This is a genomic window from Pseudomonas sp. zfem001 (assembly GCF_032621725.1).
GTDB lineage: Bacteria > Pseudomonadota > Gammaproteobacteria > Pseudomonadales > Pseudomonadaceae > Aquipseudomonas > Aquipseudomonas sediminis.
This window is the reverse complement of record NZ_JAVYJI010000002.1, coordinates 44,911-64,218: the sequence shown is the minus strand read 5'-3', so window position 1 is coordinate 64,218 and position 19,308 is coordinate 44,911. Positions and strand designations below refer to the sequence as shown.

Sequence of the window (19,308 nt, the reverse complement as noted above, 5' to 3'; positions counted from 1 at the left end):
CGTCGATCCAGGGGCAGGCGGTCGAGTCTGGGAGCCCCGCCACGGCTGGGCGGGAGCAAGAAAATCTGGCGGCAAGTGTACCACAGGGCGTTACCGGGCCAAGCTCCGCAATCAGGTGCTGCGTCACGCCTACAGCGGTCCATAGCGCGCGCTCCACGCGCCCGACTAAGCAGGTGGAGAGCACCAACTGAGTGAGTCGCAGTTGGCTGGAGCCCCTCGTTCGAGCACACCCGATGACTCCTGTAACGCTAGCTTGCGAGCTTCATATTGCAGGGAGGCTGCGGTCGTACGCACCTGCTGCTCCGCGAAAAGCCTCACTGCGCAAAGCCCAGGCGGCGCCGCGACACCCTGCGAAAGACCCGCAGCAGAGCGCTCGCTGGCACGAAACCCGCTACGCTCAGGGCATGAATCCAGCCCGCCGCGCTCATAACCGAAACGCATGACAAGCAGCTGACCACTAGGTCAAATATTTGTTGACCCAAAAGTCAGAAAACTCTAGATTGCCTCCATGGCCAATCACGCCCGGGGCCTTGCAATGCGCGCACATACCCGGCGAGCCACCGATTCATAACAATAAAGTGCCTGGAGGTCGTCCTTGATCCAGTTTTTACTCAACCGGGAGCTGCGCACAGAGCATGCCCTGGACCCCAACGTCACCGTGCTCAATTACCTGCGTGAGCATGTCGGCAGAACCGGAACCAAGGAAGGCTGCGCCTCCGGCGACTGCGGTGCCTGCACCGTGGTGGTGGGCGAGCTTGAGGGCGACCGCGTACGCTACCGCACCCTCAATTCCTGCCTGACCTTCGTTTCCAGCCTGCATGGAAAGCAACTGATCACCGTCGAAGACCTCAAACACAAGGGCAAGCTGCACAGCGTGCAGCAGGCGATGGTCGACTGCCATGGCTCGCAGTGTGGCTTCTGCACCCCCGGCTTCATCATGTCGCTGTTCGCCCTGCAGAAGAACTCCACCGGGTACGACAAGGGCCAAACCATGGAGGCCCTGGCCGGCAACCTGTGCCGCTGCACCGGCTACCGCCCGATCATCGACGCCGCCGAACAAGCCTGCTGCCAGAAGCAGCCGGATCAGTTCGATGCCTTCGAAAGCGATACCGTGGCCCGACTCAAGAGCATCGCTCCGCGCGAGACGGCCGAGCTCAATAGCGGCGACAAACGCTGCCTGGTACCGCTGACCGTGGCCGACCTGGCCGACCTCTACGCCGCCAACCCTGAGGCACGCCTGCTTGCCGGTGGCACCGACCTGGCCCTGGAAGTCACCCAGTTCCACCGTGAACTGCCGGTGATGATCTACGTCGGCCATATCGAAGACATGAAGCGCATCGAAGTGACCGACAGCGCCATCGAAATCGGCGCTGCCGCCGCACTATCCGACTGCTACGAAGCGCTGTCGCGCGAATACCCGGACTTCGGCGAGCTACTGCACCGTTTCGCCTCGCTGCAGATCCGCAACCAGGGCACCCTGGGTGGCAACATCGGCAATGCCTCGCCCATCGGCGATGCCCCACCGCTGCTGATCGCCCTCGGCGCGCAGATTGCTCTGCGCCAGGGCAACACACGCCGCATCCTGCCGCTGCAGGACTACTTCCTCGATTACAAGGTGACTGCTCGTCAGGAAGCCGAATTCATCGAGAAGATCATCGTGCCGCGCGTCCAGGCCAACCAGGCGTTCCGCGCCTACAAGGTGTCCAAGCGCCTGGACGACGACATCTCCGCCGTCTGCGCAGCCTTCAACCTCACCATCGAAGAAGGTGTGGTCACCGAAGCCAGTATCGCCTTCGGTGGTATGGCCGCCATCCCCAAACGCGCCAGCGCCTGCGAAGCGGCCCTGGTCGGCTCGGCCTGGTATCCGGGCGTGATCGAACGCGCCTGCAACGCGCTGGCTGAGGACTTCACCCCGCTGTCGGATTTCCGCGCCAGCAAGGAATACCGCCTGCTCACTGCCCAGAACCTGCTGCGCAAGTTCTTCCTGGAGCAGCAGTCGCCCGAGATCGAAACCCGGGTTACCGCCTACGCGTAAGCGTGCAGTGAATTGATACGCCGCCGGCGCACCCGGCGGCATGCGAAGTTTTGGAGGCGAAGATGTCCAGTCATATCGAACACAAATCCCAGGAAGAGCTGGCCGCCCTGTTCCGCGCCGGCATGACCAGCGGCGTGGGCCGCAGCGTCAAGCACGAGAGCGCGGACAAGCACGTGTCCGGCGAAGCGGTCTATGTCGACGACCGTCTGGAATTCCCCAATCAATTGCACGTCTACGCGCGCCAGTCCGATCGTGCCCATGCGCGCATCGTGCGCATCGACACCAGCCCCTGCTACGAGATTCCAGGCGTAGCCATCGCCATCACCAAGGATGACGTGCCGGGCCAGCTGGACATCGGCCCAGTGGTCGCCGGTGATCCGCTGCTGGCCGACGGCAAGGTCGAGTACGTTGGCCAGGTGGTGCTGGCAGTAGCCGCCGACAGCCTGGAGACTGCACGTAAGGCAGCGATGGCCGCCATCGTCGAGTACGAGGACCTGGAGCCGGTGCTCGATGTGGTCGACGCCTACCGCAAAAAGCACTTCGTGCTCGCCAGCCACACCCATCGCATCGGCGATTCGGCCAGCAAGCTGGCCAGTGCCCCGCGTCGCCTGCAGGGCACCCTGCATATCGGTGGCCAGGAACACTTCTACCTGGAAACCCAGATATCCTCGGTAATGCCGACCGAAGACGGCGGCATGCTGGTCTACACTTCGACGCAGAACCCGACCGAGGTACAGAAGCTGGTGGCCGAAGTACTCGGCGTGCCGATGAACAAGATCGTCATCGACATGCGCCGCATGGGCGGCGGTTTCGGCGGCAAGGAGACCCAGGCCGCCGGCCCGGCGTGCCTGTGCGCGGTGATCGCGCACCTCACCGGCCGGCCGACCAAGATGCGCCTGCCGCGCGTCGAAGACATGAGCATGACCGGCAAGCGTCACCCCTTCTACGTCGAGTACGACGTCGGCTTCGATGACGACGGATTGCTGCACGGCATCGAGATGGACCTGGCCGGCAACTGCGGCTACTCGCCGGACCTGTCCGGCTCCATCGTCGACCGCGCCATGTTCCACTCGGACAACGCCTACTTCCTCGGCAACGCCACCATCAATGGTCACCGCTGCAAGACCAACACCGCGTCGAACACCGCCTACCGCGGCTTCGGCGGCCCGCAGGGCATGGTTGCCATCGAGGAAGTGATGGACGCCGTCGCGCGCAGCCTGGGCAAGGACCCGCTGGAAGTGCGCAAGACCAACTACTACGGCAAGACCGAGCGCAACGTCACCCACTACCACCAAACCGTCGAGCACAACGTCATCCACGAGATGACCGCCGAGCTTGAGGAAAGCGCCGAGTACGCCAAGCGCCGTCGCGAGATCATCGAGTTCAACCAGAAAAGCCCGGTACTGAAGAAAGGCCTGGCCATGACCCCGGTGAAATTCGGCATCAGCTTCACCGCCACCTTCCTCAACCAGGCTGGCGCGCTGATCCACATCTACACCGACGGCTCGATCCACCTGAACCACGGCGGCACCGAGATGGGCCAGGGCCTCAACACCAAGGTCGCGCAGGTCGTGGCCGAAGTGTTCCAGGTCGATATCGAGCGCATCCAGATCACCGCCACCAACACCGACAAGGTGCCCAACACTTCGCCCACTGCAGCCTCCAGCGGCACCGACCTCAACGGCATGGCGGCGAAGAACGCCGCCGAGACCATCAAGCAGCGCCTGGTAGACTTCCTGGTGCGCGAGTACAAGGTCACCCCGGAAGACATCGAATTCCGCAATGGCCAGGTGCGCGTGCGCGATCACTTCCTGTCCTTCGAGGAGGTGATCCAGAAGGCCTACTTCGGCCAGGTCTCGCTGTCCTCGACCGGCTTCTACCGCACCCCGAAGATCTACTACGACCGCGACAAGGCGGCTGGCCGCCCCTTCTACTACTACGCCTACGGCGTGGCCTGCGTGGAGGTGCTGGTCGACACCCTGACCGGCGAATACCGCATGCTGCGTGGCGATATCCTGCATGACGTCGGCGACTCGCTGAACCCGACCATCGACATCGGCCAGGTCGAGGGCGCGTTCGTCCAAGGCATGGGCTGGCTGACCATGGAAGAGCTGGTGTGGAACGCCAAGGGCAAACTGATGACCAACGGCCCGGCCAGCTACAAGATCCCGGCCATCGCCGACATGCCTATCGACCTGCGCGTGAAGCTGGTGGAGAACCGCAAGAACCCGGAAGACACCGTGTTCCACTCCAAGGCAGTCGGCGAGCCGCCGTTCATGCTCGGCATCGCCGCCTGGTGCGCGCTGAAGGACGCGGTGGCCAGCCTGGCCGATTACAAGGTGCAGCCGCAGATCGACGCGCCGGCCACCCCCGAGCGCGTGCTCTGGGGTGTGGAGCAGATGCGCAAGCTGAAGGCACAGAGCAAGGCAGCCAGCACTGCCGAGGTCGAACCGGCCTGACCTGGCGCAGCCTCAGGCTGCCGTGGGAGGGGCTTTAGCCGCGACTGTCGCCGCTGCGACTGCAGGGATGCAGGAGGTAGAGCGAAGCAGGATGCTCGAGCCGAAAGCGCCTCCCACAGACCTGCGACTGCGAAGAAATGATGAATGGGTGTACAACAATGACAAAACACACCGAACCGAATACACCACCCGCTCGCCCGGCACCAGAGCCGATTCTGGCCCCGTCGCCGAGCAACTGGCGTCTACCGCGCCCGGGACAAACCACGCCTTCCTGGAGGCTGAGCAAATGAGCTGGATCAGCGCCCTCGCCGACCTGCAACAACAAGGTGAAGCCTGCGTTCTGGTGACCATCATCGAAGAGCGCGGCTCGACGCCACGTAATGCCGGCTCGAAGATGGTGGTCACCGCCGAGCGCATCTTCGAAACCATCGGCGGCGGTCATCTGGAATACAAGGCCATGGAGATGGCGCGCGAGATGCTCGCCAGCCGCAGCCAGGACACCCGCCTGGAGCGCTTCTCTCTTGGCGCCAGCCTTGGCCAATGCTGCGGCGGCGCCACCGTGCTGCTGTTCGAGCCCATGGGGCAGCCACAGGCGCAGATCGCCGTGTTCGGCGCCGGTCACGTCGGCCGCGCGCTGGTGCCGCTGCTGGCCAGCCTGCCGTGCAAGGTGCGCTGGATCGACTCACGGGAGAACGAATTCCCCGAACACATCCCCGCCGGCGCGCAGAAGATCATCAATGAGGAGGTGGTCGACGAGGTGGAGAACATGCCGCCTGGTAGCTACTACATCGTCATGACCCACAACCACCAGCTCGATCTGGAGCTGACCGCGGCGATCCTCAAACGCGGCGACTTCGCCTACTACGGCCTGATCGGCTCGAAAACCAAGCGTGTCAAGTTCGAGCATCGCCTGCGCGAACGTGGCTTCGAGGAAACGTTGATGGCACGCATGCGCTGTCCCATGGGCCTGGCCGAAGTGAAAGGCAAACTGCCGGTGGAAATCGCCGTATCCATCGCCGGCGAGGTGATCGCCACCTACAACGCAAGCTTCGGCCAGGACGTGAAGAAAGGCGAATCCAGCGTCGCCAAGCTGCTTCCGGCCTCACGCCGGTCCTGATCCGGGCCGCCACCGCCCCTATTTTTCCGGTGCGCATGGCGCACCCTACGCATGAGATTTCGAATAATGAGTAACACCCGCAAAGCCTACCGCGCCGCCATCCTGCACAGCCTTGCCGACCCGGCCGTGGTCGGTGTCGAGCAGTCCTATCAGTATTTCGAGGACGGCATTCTGCTGATCGAAAACGGCAAGGTCGCCCAGGTTGGTGCAGCCGCCGAGCTGCTGCCCAAGCTGGCGGGCGTCGAGGTCCAGCACTACCGCGATGCACTGATCACCCCCGGCTTCATCGACACCCATATCCACTACCCGCAGACCGGCATGATCGCCTCCTACGGCGAGCAGTTGCTGGACTGGCTCAACACCTACACCTTCCCCACCGAGAGACAGTTCGAAGACAAGGCGCATGCCAGCGACGTGGCGGCGATCTTCCTCAAGGAGCTGTTGCGCAACGGCACCACCACCGCCCTGGTATTCGGCAGCGTGCACCCGCAGTCGGTGGATGCCTTCTTCGAGCAGGCCGACAAGCTCAACCTGCGCATGATCGCCGGCAAGGTGCTGATGGATCGCAACGCCCCGGACTACCTGACCGACACCGCCGAAACCGGCTATGCCGAGAGCAAGGCGCTGATCGAGCGCTGGCACGGCAAAGGTCGCCTGCACTACGCCATCACCCCGCGCTTCGCTCCCACCAGTACACCGGAGCAGCTGGATCTGGCCGGTAAGCTGTTCGGCGAGTACCCGGACCTGTACATGCACACCCACATTTCCGAAAACAAGGCTGAGGTGGCCTGGGTCAAGGAGCTGTTCCCTGCGCGCAAGGGCTACCTGGACGTCTACGACCACCACAAGCTGATCGGCCCGCGCGCAGTGTTCGCCCATGGCGTGCACCTGTGCGACGACGAGTGCAAGCGCCTGGCCGAGACCGGCTCGGCTGTGGCTTTCTGCCCGACCTCCAACCTGTTCCTGGGTAGCGGCCTGTTCGACCTGAACAAGCTGGAAGAACATGGCGTACGCGTCGGTCTCGGCACCGACGTCGGCGGTGGCACCAGCTTCAGCCAGCTGCAATCGCTGAACGAGGCTTACAAGATCATGCAGCTACAGGGCAAGAAGCTCGATCCGTTCAAGTCGCTGTACCTGGCCACACTGGGCGGCGCCAACGCGCTGTATCTGGACGACAAGCTGGGCAACTTCATGCCCGGCAAGGACGCCGACTTCCTGGTGCTGGATTACAATGCCACGCCACTGATCAGCTACCGCATGCAGCAGGCCAAGAGCCTGGAAGAACGCCTGTTCGCCCTGACCATGCTCGGCGATGACCGCACCGTGAAAGAGACCTTCGCCGCGGGTGTATCGGTGCACCAGCGCGATTGAAGACGACGATCTACGCACCTCGTAGGAGCGGATTTATCCGCGATCAGGCTGTAGGCAATGCCCTACAGCATCGCGAATGAATTCGCTCCTACACAAATGCGCTTCACCTCAGCCAGATCATCTCCACAACGAAAAAGCCCCGATGCGCGAGCACCGGGGCTTTCTTGTTACACGCAGTCGATCAGCGATTGGCAGCGCTGCGGCCGGGTTTCTTCTTGGTCTGCAGCAGGTGCGAGAACACCGCGTGCAGATCGTCCGACGCGCTTTCCTCGTCCAGGTTGAGCTTGCTGTCGATGTGATCCATGTGATGCATCATCAGGTGCACCGCACGCTCGGCATCGCGCGCTTCGATGGCGTCGATCAATTGGTTGTGCTCGTCGTAGGAGCAATGCGAGCGGCTGCCGCTTTCGTACTGGGCGATGATCAGCGAGGTCTGCGACACCAGGCTGCGCTGGAAGCTTACCAACGGCGCGTTACGCGCGGCCTCGGCCAGCTTCAGGTGAAATTCGCCGGACAGACGAATACCGGCGCCCCGGTCACCGCGCGAGAAGCTGTCTTGCTCGTCCTTGACCATCTGCCGTAGCTCAGCGAGCTGCTCAGCGGTGGCGTGCTCGACGGCCAGCTCGGTGATGGCACGCTCGACCAGACGGCGCGCATAGAAGATCTGCCGCGCTTCTTCGACGCTCGGGCTGGCCACTACCGCACCGCGGTTCGGGCGCAGCAGCACCACACCCTCGTGGGCCAAACGTGACAGGGCGCGACGAATGATGGTGCGGCTAACGCCGAAGATCTCACCCAACGCCTCCTCACTCAGCTTGGTGCCAGGCGCCAGGCGCTGTTCGAGAATGGCATCGAAGATGTGGGCATATACGACATCGTCCTGAGTCCCGCTGCGGCTGCTTTTGCCCACGCGCGGCTGCTTCTTGAGAGGCTGCAATTGATCGTTCATTCTGGCTCGCGTCAATGAGAGTCGGCGACACTGCGACTCTACTGTGTTCTACCCGGTAGCTGACAAGCTCCGAGCGAAAAAACATCAGAAAAAAATTGAGGCAATTGTACACAAGTCAATCAGCCATCACACCACTCGTTGTACGACGTCGTAGCTGAGCATCGTCCGAACCTCAGCTATAGGTGAACGCAGAACAACAAATTCTTTCCTTATATACAGCCGCCCTCTCAGTTCATTAGTGGCTAAGGACCCGCTCAGGTCGCCGCACCGACGCTTGATCGGTTACAGCCACCGATCACGCAACAAACATATCTTATTGTTTTATATGAATTTTATTTAAATACCCGAAAGGATTGTCGCCAAATCCGCTCGTTTCTCAATCCGCGCGTTCGACTAGTGCGATTCATGCAACACTAAAAACATTAATTGCATTTTTTGTATACAACAGCATAATCGCGCCTGAGTGACTTCTTGACCGCTCGGTCAACAACTTAGCCAGGAAGCACCGTCGAAAACACCGCCTGCCTCAGAGAGCATTGTTCATGCGCAACGCTCTGGGCGGTACACAACAAGAGAGATGAGGAGTACCCGCTGTGGAAAGCGTCAAACAAGAACAACACGCGAATCAACTGGCAAGCGGTGGTCTGCTCGACCGCTTCTTCAAACTGACCGAGCACCGCACCACCATCAAGACCGAGCTGCTGGCCGGCCTGACGACTTTCGTCACCATGGCCTACATCATCTTCGTCAACCCCAACATCATGGCTACCGCGGGCATCGATCATGGCGCGGCCTTCGTCGCCACCTGCATCGGTGCGGCGCTGGGCTGCTTCCTCATGGGCCTGTACGCCAACTGGCCGGTCGGCCTGGCGCCGGGTATGGGCCTGAATGCCTTCTTCACCTACACCGTCGTCGGCGAGATGGGTTACAGCTGGGAGATCGCACTGGGCGCCGTGTTCATCTCCGGCGTGCTGTTCATGATCATGAGCCTGTCGAAGATCCGCGAATGGCTGCTCAACAGCATTCCGATGAGTCTACGCTTCGCCATGGGTGCCGGGGTCGGCCTGTTCCTCGGCCTGATCGGTCTGAAGACTGCCGGGATCGTCGTCGACAGCCCAGCCACCCTGCTGACCATGGGCTCGTTCGGCAACCCGTCGGCGCTGCTCGCCGCCGTATGCTTCCTGCTGATCGCCGTGCTCAGCCACCGCAATGTGTTCGGCGCCATTCTCTTCAGCATGCTCGGCGTAACCGCCATCGGCTGGGCTCTGGGCCTGGTGGAATACGGCGGCCTGGTGTCGATGCCACCGAGCCTGGCCCCGACCTTCCTTGCTATGGACATTGCCGGCGCGTTCAACGTGGCGATGATCAGTGTGATCCTGGCCTTCCTGTTCGTGAACATGTTCGACACCGCCGGCACGCTGATGGGTGTGGCACACCGCGCCAACCTGGTGGACGAAGACGGCAAGATCCAGAACCTGTCCAAGGCGCTGAAAGCCGACTCCACTTCCAGCGTCGTCGGTGCCGTCGTTGGTTGCCCGCCGGTGACCAGCTATGTTGAGAGCGCCGCAGGCGTTGCCGCAGGTGGCCGCACCGGCCTGACGGCCATCACCGTCGGCTTCCTGTTCCTCGCCGCAATGTTCTTCGCCCCGCTGGCCGGCATGATTCCCGCCTACGCCACCGCCGGCGCACTGATCTACGTGGCGATGCTGATGATGAGCGGCATGGCGCACATCGACTGGAAGGACCATACCGACACCATCCCGGCCATCGTCACCGTGGTGATGATGCCGTTGACCTTCTCCATCGCCAACGGCATCGCCCTGGGCTTTCTGACCTATGCCACGCTGAAGCTGCTGACCGGTCAGAGCGACAAGGTATCGCTGAGCCTGTACGCCCTGTGCATCATTTTCATCGCCAAGTTCGCCTTCCTCTGACGGCTAACACCAGGCGCTGAACGAAACCCCGGCCTTGGTGCCGGGGTTTTCGTTTGTCTCGGTAACGGCAGGCACGCGAGCCATAAGCACAGCGTCAGCCCATACCCGGATTTGATCCGGGCTACGCAACCAAGATCGCCCGGTAGGGTGCGCCGTGCGCACCACCTGCACTCGCCCTGCTGAAGCATCTCGAATTCGGTGCATACGGCGCATCCTACGAATGGCAAGGCCATTTGCCGATCTGCCCGCCGCTCAGCGCACCAGAGCCATGGCTGTTGCGCGCCTGGCTGACTAGAGTCAGAACTCGCCTCCAATTCATAACAGCCAAGTGCGAGCCCCATGAGCCAAGCCGATCTGATTTCGCCCTTCCGCTTCCTGGCCCACCTGCCGCAACACCTGCCGCGCGTGCCGCGCATGCTGCGTGGCCTCTACTACGCTGGCATCCGTAACCGCGAGAAGAATCTGTCGCTGGCCTGGGCGCTGCAGCGCGCCGCCGAGCGCCACCCCGAGCGTCCGGCGCTGATGGATGAAAACCGCCAGCTCAGCTATCACGCCTTCAATGCCTGGGCCAACCGCCTGGCCTGGGCACTCAAAGCCGAGGGCGTCGGCCATGGCGACGTGGTCGCGGTGATGCTGGAGAACCGCCTGGAACTGCTGGCGATCCTCGCCGCGCTGAGCAAGCTCGGCGCGGTCGGCGCCCTGATCAACACCACGCAGCGCGGCAAGGTACTGGCGCATAGCTTCAACCTGGTAAAGCCCGGCTTTCTGGTCATCGGTGACGAACTGCGCGGCGCCTTCGACGAAATCGCGGCGCAGCTGCACAACCAGCAGGCGCACCGCTACTGGATCGCCGACCAGGACTGCCTGCGTGACCCCGGCCAGGCGCCGGACGGCTGGCTCAATCTCATGCAGATCGCCAGCGGCCAGGCCGAGGACAACCCACCGGACAGCCTGCGCGTGCGCATGAAGGACGCCTGTTTCCTGATCTACACCTCCGGCACCACCGGCCTGCCCAAGGCCTCGATCATGAGCCACGGCAAGTGGATCAAGGCCTACGGCGGCTTCGGCCATTCCGGCCTGACCCTGAACGAACGCGACGTGCTCTACCTCACCCTGCCCTGCTACCACAACAATGCCGTCACCGTATGCTGGAGCGCAGTGCTGGCCGGCGGCGCGGCCATCGCCCTGCGCCGCAAGTTCTCCGCCAGCGCCTTCTGGAGCGACGTGGCGCGCTACCAGGCCACCTGCTTCGGCTACATCGGCGAACTGTGCCGCTATCTGCTCAACCAGCCCGAGCATCCAGCAGAACGAGGCAACAGCCTGCGCTGCATGATCGGCAATGGCCTGCGCCCTTCGATCTGGGCAGAGTTCAAGCAGCGTTTCGGAGTCGAGCAGATCACCGAGTTCTATGCCTCCAGCGAAGGCAACATCGGCTTCACCAACGTATTCAACTTCGACAATACCGTCGGCTACACCCCGGCCACCTACGCCATCGTCCGCTACGACCTGGAGAACGACCGCCTCGTGCGTGGCAGCAATGGCTTCCTGCAGAAGGCCGACAAGGGCGAGGCCGGTCTACTGATCAGCGAGATCAGCGCCAAGTGGCCGTTCGACGGCTACACCGACCCGGCCAAGAGCGAGGCGGCGATCCTGCGTGACGTGTTCAAGAAGGGCGACGCCTGGTTCAACACCGGCGACCTGATGCGAGACATCGGCTGCAAGCATGCGCAGTTCGTCGACCGCCTTGGCGACACCTTCCGCTGGAAAGGCGAGAACGTTTCAACCACCGAGGTGGAAAACGTGCTGGGCGCCTTCCCCGGCGTGGAGGATGCGGTGGTCTACGGCGTGGAGATTCCCGGCACCAATGGCCGCTGCGGCATGGCTGCACTGCGCCTGGCGTCGGGTTGCGCGCTGGATGGCGTGGCGCTCGCCGCTCACCTCGACGCGGAGCTGCCGGCCTACGCCGCGCCGCTGTTCGTGCGCCTACTCGGCGAAGTCGAGACCACCGGTACCTTCAAGTACAAGAAGACCGACCTCAAGCAGGCCGGCTATGACCTGAGCCAGGTCGACGGCCCACTTTACGTACGTCTGCCGGGCGCAGACAGCTTCCAGCCGCTGAGTCGTGAAACCCATGCGGCCATCGAGCAGCAGCGTTATCGCTTTTGAGCTACTGCTTGAACTCGAACTGCAGCTCGGCGCCTTCGATGGAATCCCAGTAGTCGTCTACTCGCTCGTTGCTGATCAGCCGACCGCTGATCTGGAACGGGCTCTGGACTTCAGGTTTCTCGCCAAACAGTGGCGGTAGCACCGGCGCGAGATCCTCGCGGGTTTCGCTTTCCAGTGCCTGCTCGAACAGCTCCTGCGGCACGCTCAGGTCCAGCGCCAGCTTCGATTCGGGCTCGGCAGGCTTGGGCTGTGGTACCGCAGCAGGCTTGGGCTTGGCGGCAACAGGAGGTTTGGCGGGAGGCACGGGTTTGTTTTCGACCACCTTGGCAGGCGGCGCAGGTTCGACAGGCTCGTGCTTGGCAACCTCGACAACGGGCGCAGGTGCTGCAACCGCTGCCGGCTTTACCTCAGGCTGCTGCGCAACGGGCTCCGGCTCACGCTCACAGGCGCTCAGCCAACCCAGGCACAGCAATAGAAGAATGGACTTACGCATCATGGGACAAGGATAGCTCGATCAGTAACGCGCCCATGCTCCTCCGCCTGGGCGCGCCTGACAAGTCGACTTACACGACTTTTACCCGGAAGCTCATTCGGCTGACGGCTCGTTAGCCAGATGCTCGAGCTCGGCCTCGATATCCAGTTGCGGATAATCGGCCTTGAGCTGCTCCAGCAACCGCAGCGCCTCCTCCCGCTTATTGGCTTTGCGCAGCTCCAGCAGACGCAGCAACGCCTCGCGTGGTTCGCTCTGGATCACCAATTCTGCCATCGGAGTAATTGCCGCCGTGCTGGCCATCGGTGCCTCCGCTATATCGGCAGAAGGCGCCTGGCTCCTCATGCGCTCCTGAGGGACAGCCATACGCGCCACCGACTCGTTCTCGGCAGCACGTTTGGCCGCCATCGGTGCCGGGGCTGGTGCAGCGGGGCTCATGGCCACGCTGGGCGGCACGGCATCAAAGGCATCTGGCGTTTGCTCCAGGGTCCGCCAAGTCAGGCTGACGCCAATCCCGACACAGGCCAACCCGGCCACGGCCACCGACCAGCGCTGGCGGCCACTGCCAAACAACCATTGATGCAGGCGCTGCGCCCAGCCAGATTCAGGCTTGTCGGCCTGACGCGCTTCACGGGCAGCCGCACTGGCCGCCGCCAGAATGCGCGCATCCAGCTCGGCCGAAGGTTCGCCGCTGCCATGGGCACGAAAATGCGCCAGCAACGCCTGCTCGTGGTCAAGAGGTTCTCGTTCATGGTTCATACGGACAACTCCTCGGTGGCCAGCAGCCGGCGCAATTTCTGCAGGGCATAGCGCAGACGGCTCTTGACCGTCTCGGCCGGCGTGCGGGTCAACTCGGCAATCTCGTTCAGTTCCAGGTCGCCATGGGCACGCAACAGGAACACCTCGCGTTGATCTTCCGGCAGGTCGGCCAGCGCCGCCTGCAGCCGTTCGCTATCGCGGCTCAGGCTCCACTGCTGCTCGGGGCCCGGTTGCGGGTCGGCCTGGGCGTGCTGGCCTTCGTCATATTCGTCATGCCCGGCCTGATGACGACCCGTCTTGCGCCAGTGGTCAATCAGGCGGTTGCGGGCGATCTGGTACAGCCAGGTCTTGAACAGCACCGGCTCGCGCCGCTCGCTCTGGCTGCGGATCAGGCTCATCCAGGTTTCCTGGAACACTTCCTCGGCCAGGGCATGATCGCCACACAGGCCGAGTAGAAAGCGGAACAGGCCCAGCCGATAGCGCTGGTACAGTTCGTTGAAGGCCGCGGCATCGCCGCGGCGATAACGCCGCAGCAAGGCGGCGTCGTCATCCATGAGGGGTGCGTTCACTGCTGAACTCGTGCTGGGGTGGAACCGGAAGTGTGCAGGCTCTGGGCGATTTCGGCCAGTTGGATGAACTCGCCACGTAGACCGAAGCGGTCCTCACCTTTCGCCGAGCGCGCCAGTGCGATGCTCTGCGCCAGATCGAAGTCGCCCGTGTAGCGCCCGTCCTTGAGCTGCTGGGCGAAGGCGGCTACCGCTGCGGCGAAGCGCAGGTCCTCGCTGGCAGCCGTAACCGGCTTGGCCTCGCCGCGTGCGATAGGCCGCTCCAGCAGCCGGCTGGATGCTTCCCCCGGCGCCTTGTAGCGAATCCGCAACCAGGCCAGTTCGCCACTCTTGCTCGCGGGCTGGGCACTGGCCTGATAACGCAGCGGCTCCAGCCAGCCTTTGATGCCCGCCGGGACGATCTCGTACAGCGCGGTGACGGTATGCCCAGCGCCGATATCACCAGCATCGACCTTGTCGTTGCTGAAATCCTCGCGCTTGAGCGCCCGGTTCTCGTAACCCAGCAAGCGATACTCGCTGACTTCGCTCGGGTTAAACTCAAGTTGCAGCTTCACGTCACTGGCCACGGTGGTGAGGGTCGAGCCGAGCTGATCCACCAACACCTTACGCGCCTCGCGCAGGTTGTCGATGTAGGCGTAGTTGCCGTTGCCGGCGTCGGCCAGTTGCTCCATGAGGCGCTCGTTGTAGTTGTCCACGCCAAAACCCAGGGTAGTCAGCGAAACACCACTCTTGCGCTTGTCAGCGGCCAACTGCTTGAGGCTTTCGAAGTCGCTGATGCCGACGTTGAAGTCACCATCGGTGGCCAGCAGGATGCGGTTGATACCACCATCGATCAGGTGCTTGCTCGCCTGCTGATAGGCCAGCTGAATGCCCGACTCCCCCGCCGTCGAACCGCCAGCACTGAGTTGATCGATTGCCGCCCGAATCTTCGCCTTGTCGCTGCCGGGCGCGGAGTCCAGCACCACCTTGCTGTCACCGGCATAGGTGACCAGCGAGACACGATCCTGCGGGCGCAACTGATCGACCAGCAATTTCAGCGTGCCCTGCACCATCGGCAACCCTTCGCGGCGATGCATCGAGCCGGACACGTCGACCAGGAACACCAGGTTGGCCGGTGGCAGCTCGTCCACGCTGCGGTCTGATGCCTTGATGGCGATGCGCAGCAGGCGCGTCTGCGGGTTCCACGGTGTCACCGCCAGCTCGGTGCTAACGCCGAAAGGTACGTCACCCTGCGGCAACGGATAGGCATAGGGGAAGTAGTTGACTAGCTCCTCCAGGCGCACAGCGTCCTTCGGCGGCAGTTGCCCGCCGTTGAGGAAGCGCCGCACGTTAGCGTAGCTACCGGTATCGACGTCGATGCTGAAGGTGGATACCGGGGTCTCGGCGACGGCGAATACCGGGTTGTCGGCATAGGCCTGGTACTGCTCGCGCGACTCGTCACGGTAGCCCGGCGGCACGACATCGGCGATGGGCGACGGCGCGTAAGCCAGGGTCGACATGCGTTTCTGGCTGGCGGCGGCAGGCGTCTCGGCTGCTACAGGTGCAGCCAGACGCTCACGGAGGAGTGTCGCCGCCGGCTCCGAGTTGGCCTGGGCTTCCGGCTCCGGGCCAGAGGCGCTGCAGGCGGCGAGCAGCAGCAAGGTTCCCGCGGAAAAACCGACGGCGAATGGGCGAACGAGCAACGAGGAATAAACGGACATGGTGCACCTCCTGAGCAATGGCACGAGACCTTCGCTCAGGTAGACGCAGCCCTTCGATGAATCGGGTTAAAACGAGACGGACTTTTTAATCCTCCCAGGAACCGCCCGCTTCCTGGCACAGCTGCGTGGCCAGCATGCCCAGGGTCATCAGCGCTCTTTCGGCCTCGCGGTTCCACGGGATGCCGCAGTTGAGGCGCACGCAGTGGTTGAACTGCTCGGTGTTGCTGAAGATCAGTCCCGGTGCGATGGAAATGCCCTGCTGCAGCGCGCGCACGTGCAGATCCTTGGTGTTGACCCGCGCCGGCAGGCTGACCCAGAGAATGAAGCCGCCCTTGGGCCGGGTCATCTGCGTACCGACCGGGAAATACTGCTGCACCGCCAGTTGGAAGGCGCTGAGGTTCTTGCGGTACTCCTGACGGATATGCCGCAGGTGACGGTCGTACCCGCCATTCTCCAGGTAGGCCGCTACGGCCATCTGGGTGACGCTGCACGCCGAATGGGTGGAGAAGGTCTGCAGCCGCTGGATCTCGTCCTGATACTTGCCGGCGACTATCCAGCCGATGCGCACACCGGGCGACAACGTCTTGGAGAAGCTCGAGCAATAGATCACCCGGCTGTCGCGGTCATGGGATTTCAGCGCCTTGGTCGGCCCCTGTTCGAACATCAGCTCGCCGTAAATATCGTCCTCGACGATCTGGAAATCGTAATCGCCAGCCAGGCGCAACAACTGACGCTGACGCTCCTCGGGGATGGTGCCACCGAGCGGATTGGACAGCCGCGCCGTCAGCACCAGCGCCTTGATCGGCCACTGGTTGGCCGCCAGTTGCAGCGCTTCGAGGCTGATGCCGGTGGTGGGGTCGCACGGGATCTCGATGACCTTGAGCCCCAGCAGATCGGCCAGTTGCAGCAGGCCGTAGTAGGTCGGCGACTCCACCGCGATCAGGTCACCTGGCTTGGTCAGCACGCGCAGGCTCATCTGCAGCGCATCGACGCAGCCATGGGTGATCACCACCTCGGACGGGTCGACCACCACGCCGGCATCGCGCATGCGAATCGCCACCTGGCGACGCAACGGCTCGAAACCGGGGCTGAACATGTAGCTGAAGGCACGCGGACTGTGAAAGCGCGTGACCTTCGCCAGTTGCTGGTGCAGCGCACGCACCGGCAGGTAGTCGACATGCGGCACCGCAGCGCCCAGCGGGAACACGCCCTCGCGGCGCGACTCGGTGAGCACCTGGTTGATGATGCTGGCACGAGTGACCAGGCCTGGCCGCTCGACCTTGGCGATATCCGGCGTCGGCGCGGTCAGTGCCGGTGTCTGATGTACGTAGAAGCCCGACTGCGGCCGCGCTCGGATCAGGCCCTGATCCTCGAGATTGGCGTACGCTTGCAACACGGTGGCGTGGCTGACATTGAGCTGAGCGCTCATCTTGCGTACCGATGGCACGCGCTCCCCCGGCTGGTAGACGCCACGACGAATGTCCTCGGCCAACTGCTGGGCGATACGTTGATAAAGCAGCAGATTGGTCATGGCGATATCCTTCAGATCACTGGAGCATAACAGTAACCTATTGCTACACAATTGTACCGGCACAGATAAAAACACTTTTCGCAAGCAGCTCTGTGTCGACTGTCTGTATGCACAAAAACCGCATCTCTACCCGATTCAAGGCATAAAAAACCCCGGACGATGCCGGGGTTCTTGACTGTTGACCCTCAGCGCTCGGCGCCGAGCTGGCCTCGCTCGTCGGAGAAGACAATCTCCACTCGCCGATTCTGCGCCCGGCCACGGGCAGAGGCATTTTCCGCAACAGGGAAGTCGACCCCGTAACCGGCTACCTGGATCCGCTTGGAATCCACGCCCAGGTCGACCAGCAGATCGGCCACGGCCTGCGCCCGCGCGCGGGAAAGCTCAAGATTCTCGGCGGCGTCGCCGGTGTTATCGGTATAGCCCTCGATACGCACGCGTCGCTGCGGGTTGATCTGCAGGAATTGCACGAGCTTGAGCACCGTGCGGTTGGCGGCCGGCTGTAGATCGGCGCGGCCGGCGTCGAACAACATGTCACCAAGGGTCATCACCAGGCCACGCTCGGTCTCGCTGGTAGCGAGGCTGACCATCTGCTCTTCCAACCAACCGTTGTGCTGCTGCACGCTCATCAGCTTGGCCTCGCGCAGCGTCAGTTGCAGGCGCTGGCGCTCCAGCTCGAGCTTGGCCGCCCGCTCCTGGTTGAGGCTGATATCACTGTGCTGACGGGCAATCGCGGCATAGCGCTGGCTGAGGTAGGCGTAATGACGCACATCATCGCCGCTGCCCCAGTAGCTGGACAGGCGCTCGGCACGGGCCAGCGACTCACCCGCGCGAATCACGTCCTTGGGCGCGGCACGCAGCACACTGGGGTCTTCCTTGACCGCCTGGAAGCTCAGACGTGCCTCTTCCAGCGCTTGCTCACTCGCCATCTGGTTGGTCGCGCAACCACCGAGCAAGGTAGCGACCAGCGCCAGGCTGCCCAGATAACCATACGCCCTCATCACATGGCCCCCAGTTGCTGACGCAGTCGGCCGATGCGCTGATTGAGTTCATTCAGCTGTTCCCGCCCTTTGCCGTTGAGGTGCTCAGCCTCGGCCAGGCGCGCATCCAGCTCGGCCTGTTCGGCGAGCTGGCGCGCCTGCTTGTTCTCATCGTCCTGCATGGCGGTCTGGGCCTGCGCGAACTTGTCCTCAGCCTGGCGCAGCGACTCCGATTGCTCGCTGACCACACCCAGGGATTTGGTCTGCGCCAACGCCTGTTCCGTCAGGCGCAGTTGTTCGACGGGTGCAGGATCGCTCGCACAGGCCGTCAGGCCCAGCGCCAGCAGCAAGGGAAGGGTTCGATTGATCACGAGATTTTCCTACTGAGTGACGTCGCCAACCGGGTCAGGCTGCATCTGCTGCGCCTTCCACAATTCCAGATTGCTTTGCAGGTACTGTTCAGGCAACCCGGCAGCGACCATTTCTGTCATCTTTCGCGCCAACTGACCGCGCAACCATGGCTCGTTACACGCGGAATTGTGCGACAGGGTAAGGTAGAGGCCTTCGCTGGAAATCGGCGGATCCAATACCTCCAGATCATCGTCCATACCCAGCGTCTCGGCGAGCGCGAGGCCGGGGTAGCGCTCGTAGAGCACATAGTCGGTACGGCCGAGCAGCAGCTTCTGGAAGGCCTGCGTCAGGCTGGAGACGCCCTCGAGCGTAAGGTTCTGCTTGGCGAAGGCATCGAACTGCTGGCCGAAGCTATTGCCCACCAGAGTGTCGCCGGTATGCCCTTGCAGGTCGATCCAGCTGCCGTAGGGAAAAGCTTCACCCTTGCGCACCCACACCACACTTGGCGTGAAGAAGAATGCCGGGTGAACGTAATCCATGCTTTCCAGACGCGGCAGTGTGATAAACGCACCGGCCAGCAAGTCGACACGGCCGGTACGCACTTCGTCCTGCGCACGCGACCACGGCCCGGTGTAAATCACGTCGATTACCACACCCAGCTCCTTGGCCAGATGCTTGAGCAGATCGGCATTGGCACCGATTAGTTGCTTCGGATTCTGCGGGTCACGCCAGAGATAAGGGGGGTACTCAGGATTGCCGGTCGCCACCAGGCGCTCGCACTTACCGGCAGCCAGAGCAGCGACTGGCATCAGGGCCAGGGCGCACCACAGCAACAGCGACTTAAACAGACAACGCTCTGGCATTGGCTACTCTCGGTTTATGCGTTGATCGCTGGGATGGTCT

15 protein-coding genes are annotated in these 19,308 nt (G+C 62.8%); 6 read left to right on the top strand and 9 right to left on the bottom strand.

Going from position 1 to position 19,308, the window contains the following annotated elements; all coding sequences use genetic code 11:
• Positions 1 to 595: 595 nt before the first annotated feature.
• The 4 genes from xdhA (at position 596) to guaD (ending at position 6,982) form a co-directional block, all read left to right on the top strand.
• Complete coding sequence (gene xdhA / locus RTH74_RS08235; RefSeq protein ID WP_316914349.1) at positions 596 to 2,035, top strand: xanthine dehydrogenase small subunit; 1,440 nt, start codon at positions 596 to 598, stop codon at positions 2,033 to 2,035.
• Between the two features lie 62 nt (positions 2,036 to 2,097).
• On the top strand, positions 2,098 to 4,494 hold the full coding sequence (gene xdhB / locus RTH74_RS08230) for a xanthine dehydrogenase molybdopterin binding subunit (protein WP_316914348.1): 2,397 nt from the start codon (positions 2,098 to 2,100) through the stop codon (positions 4,492 to 4,494).
• 286 nt (positions 4,495 to 4,780) lie between these two features.
• Complete coding sequence (gene xdhC / locus RTH74_RS08225) at positions 4,781 to 5,611, top strand: xanthine dehydrogenase accessory protein XdhC (protein WP_316914347.1); 831 nt, start codon at positions 4,781 to 4,783, stop codon at positions 5,609 to 5,611.
• Positions 5,612 to 5,677: 66 nt separating this feature from the next.
• Positions 5,678 to 6,982, top strand: coding sequence for a guanine deaminase (guaD, locus tag RTH74_RS08220; protein ID WP_316914346.1), 1,305 nt, complete (start codon positions 5,678 to 5,680; stop codon positions 6,980 to 6,982).
• 181 nt (positions 6,983 to 7,163) lie between these two features.
• Here guaD and RTH74_RS08215 read toward each other — a convergent pair whose 3' ends face one another.
• Entirely contained in the window at positions 7,164 to 7,931 is a 768-nt protein-coding gene (locus tag RTH74_RS08215; protein WP_024307768.1) for a GntR family transcriptional regulator, read from the bottom strand.
• 593 nt (positions 7,932 to 8,524) lie between these two features.
• On the opposite strand from RTH74_RS08215, the gene RTH74_RS08210 reads away from it, so the two are divergent.
• Both RTH74_RS08210 and RTH74_RS08205 read left to right on the top strand, forming a co-directional pair.
• On the top strand, positions 8,525 to 9,865 hold the full coding sequence (locus tag RTH74_RS08210; RefSeq protein WP_179576345.1) for an NCS2 family permease: 1,341 nt from the start codon (positions 8,525 to 8,527) through the stop codon (positions 9,863 to 9,865).
• Between the two features lie 339 nt (positions 9,866 to 10,204).
• Positions 10,205 to 12,031 (top strand): long-chain-acyl-CoA synthetase, encoded by a 1,827-nt coding sequence (locus RTH74_RS08205; RefSeq protein ID WP_316914345.1) that lies wholly within the window; start codon positions 10,205 to 10,207, stop codon positions 12,029 to 12,031.
• A gap of 1 nt (position 12,032) precedes the next feature.
• Here the strand turns inward: RTH74_RS08205 and RTH74_RS08200 are convergent, their stop codons facing one another.
• From RTH74_RS08200 to RTH74_RS08165, 8 genes are all read right to left on the bottom strand, one after another.
• Complete coding sequence (locus RTH74_RS08200) at positions 12,033 to 12,527, bottom strand: hypothetical protein (protein ID WP_316914344.1); 495 nt, start codon at positions 12,525 to 12,527, stop codon at positions 12,033 to 12,035.
• A 90-nt stretch (positions 12,528 to 12,617) separates the two neighbouring features.
• On the bottom strand, positions 12,618 to 13,280 hold the full coding sequence (locus tag RTH74_RS08195) for a hypothetical protein (protein ID WP_316914343.1): 663 nt from the start codon (positions 13,278 to 13,280) through the stop codon (positions 12,618 to 12,620).
• On the bottom strand, positions 13,277 to 13,849 hold the full coding sequence (locus tag RTH74_RS08190; RefSeq protein WP_316914342.1) for an RNA polymerase sigma factor: 573 nt from the start codon (positions 13,847 to 13,849) through the stop codon (positions 13,277 to 13,279). The genes RTH74_RS08195 and RTH74_RS08190 overlap by 4 nt, the downstream gene beginning before the upstream one ends.
• Positions 13,846 to 15,546 (bottom strand): VWA domain-containing protein, encoded by a 1,701-nt coding sequence (locus RTH74_RS08185; protein WP_316914341.1) that lies wholly within the window; start codon positions 15,544 to 15,546, stop codon positions 13,846 to 13,848. Before RTH74_RS08185 ends, RTH74_RS08190 begins: the two co-directional genes overlap by 4 nt.
• 85 nt (positions 15,547 to 15,631) lie before the next feature.
• A complete protein-coding gene (locus RTH74_RS08180) occupies positions 15,632 to 17,077 on the bottom strand; it encodes a PLP-dependent aminotransferase family protein (RefSeq protein WP_013715143.1) in 1,446 nt (481 codons plus the stop codon).
• Positions 17,078 to 17,262: 185 nt separating this feature from the next.
• Positions 17,263 to 18,075, bottom strand: coding sequence for an OmpA family protein (locus tag RTH74_RS08175; protein WP_316914340.1), 813 nt, complete (start codon positions 18,073 to 18,075; stop codon positions 17,263 to 17,265).
• Positions 18,075 to 18,425, bottom strand: a complete 351-nt coding sequence (locus RTH74_RS08170) for a DUF4398 domain-containing protein (RefSeq protein ID WP_099525434.1) — start codon at positions 18,423 to 18,425, stop codon at positions 18,075 to 18,077. The genes RTH74_RS08175 and RTH74_RS08170 overlap by 1 nt, the downstream gene beginning before the upstream one ends.
• 9 nt (positions 18,426 to 18,434) lie before the next feature.
• Positions 18,435 to 19,268, bottom strand: a complete 834-nt coding sequence (locus RTH74_RS08165) for a transporter substrate-binding domain-containing protein (protein ID WP_316914339.1) — start codon at positions 19,266 to 19,268, stop codon at positions 18,435 to 18,437.
• Positions 19,269 to 19,308 lie beyond the last annotated feature (40 nt).

Excerpts from the sequence above, each read along its gene's own strand:
- RTH74_RS08195 (WP_316914343.1), bottom strand. The coding sequence starts at position 13,280 with ATGAACCATGAACGAGAACCTCTTGACCACGAGCAGGCGTTGCTGGCG.
- RTH74_RS08175 (WP_316914340.1), bottom strand. The coding sequence starts at position 18,075 with ATGAGGGCGTATGGTTATCTGGGCAGCCTGGCGCTGGTCGCTACCTTG.
- RTH74_RS08215 (WP_024307768.1), bottom strand. The coding sequence starts at position 7,931 with ATGAACGATCAATTGCAGCCTCTCAAGAAGCAGCCGCGCGTGGGCAAA.
- RTH74_RS08165 (WP_316914339.1), bottom strand. The coding sequence starts at position 19,268 with ATGCCAGAGCGTTGTCTGTTTAAGTCGCTGTTGCTGTGGTGCGCCCTG.
- RTH74_RS08205 (WP_316914345.1), top strand. The coding sequence starts at position 10,205 with ATGAGCCAAGCCGATCTGATTTCGCCCTTCCGCTTCCTGGCCCACCTG.
- guaD (WP_316914346.1), top strand. The coding sequence starts at position 5,678 with ATGAGTAACACCCGCAAAGCCTACCGCGCCGCCATCCTGCACAGCCTT.
- RTH74_RS08185 (WP_316914341.1), bottom strand. The coding sequence starts at position 15,546 with ATGTCCGTTTATTCCTCGTTGCTCGTTCGCCCATTCGCCGTCGGTTTT.
- RTH74_RS08180 (WP_013715143.1), bottom strand. The coding sequence starts at position 17,077 with ATGACCAATCTGCTGCTTTATCAACGTATCGCCCAGCAGTTGGCCGAG.
- RTH74_RS08200 (WP_316914344.1), bottom strand. The coding sequence starts at position 12,527 with ATGATGCGTAAGTCCATTCTTCTATTGCTGTGCCTGGGTTGGCTGAGC.
- xdhC (WP_316914347.1), top strand. The coding sequence starts at position 4,781 with ATGAGCTGGATCAGCGCCCTCGCCGACCTGCAACAACAAGGTGAAGCC.
- xdhB (WP_316914348.1), top strand. The coding sequence starts at position 2,098 with ATGTCCAGTCATATCGAACACAAATCCCAGGAAGAGCTGGCCGCCCTG.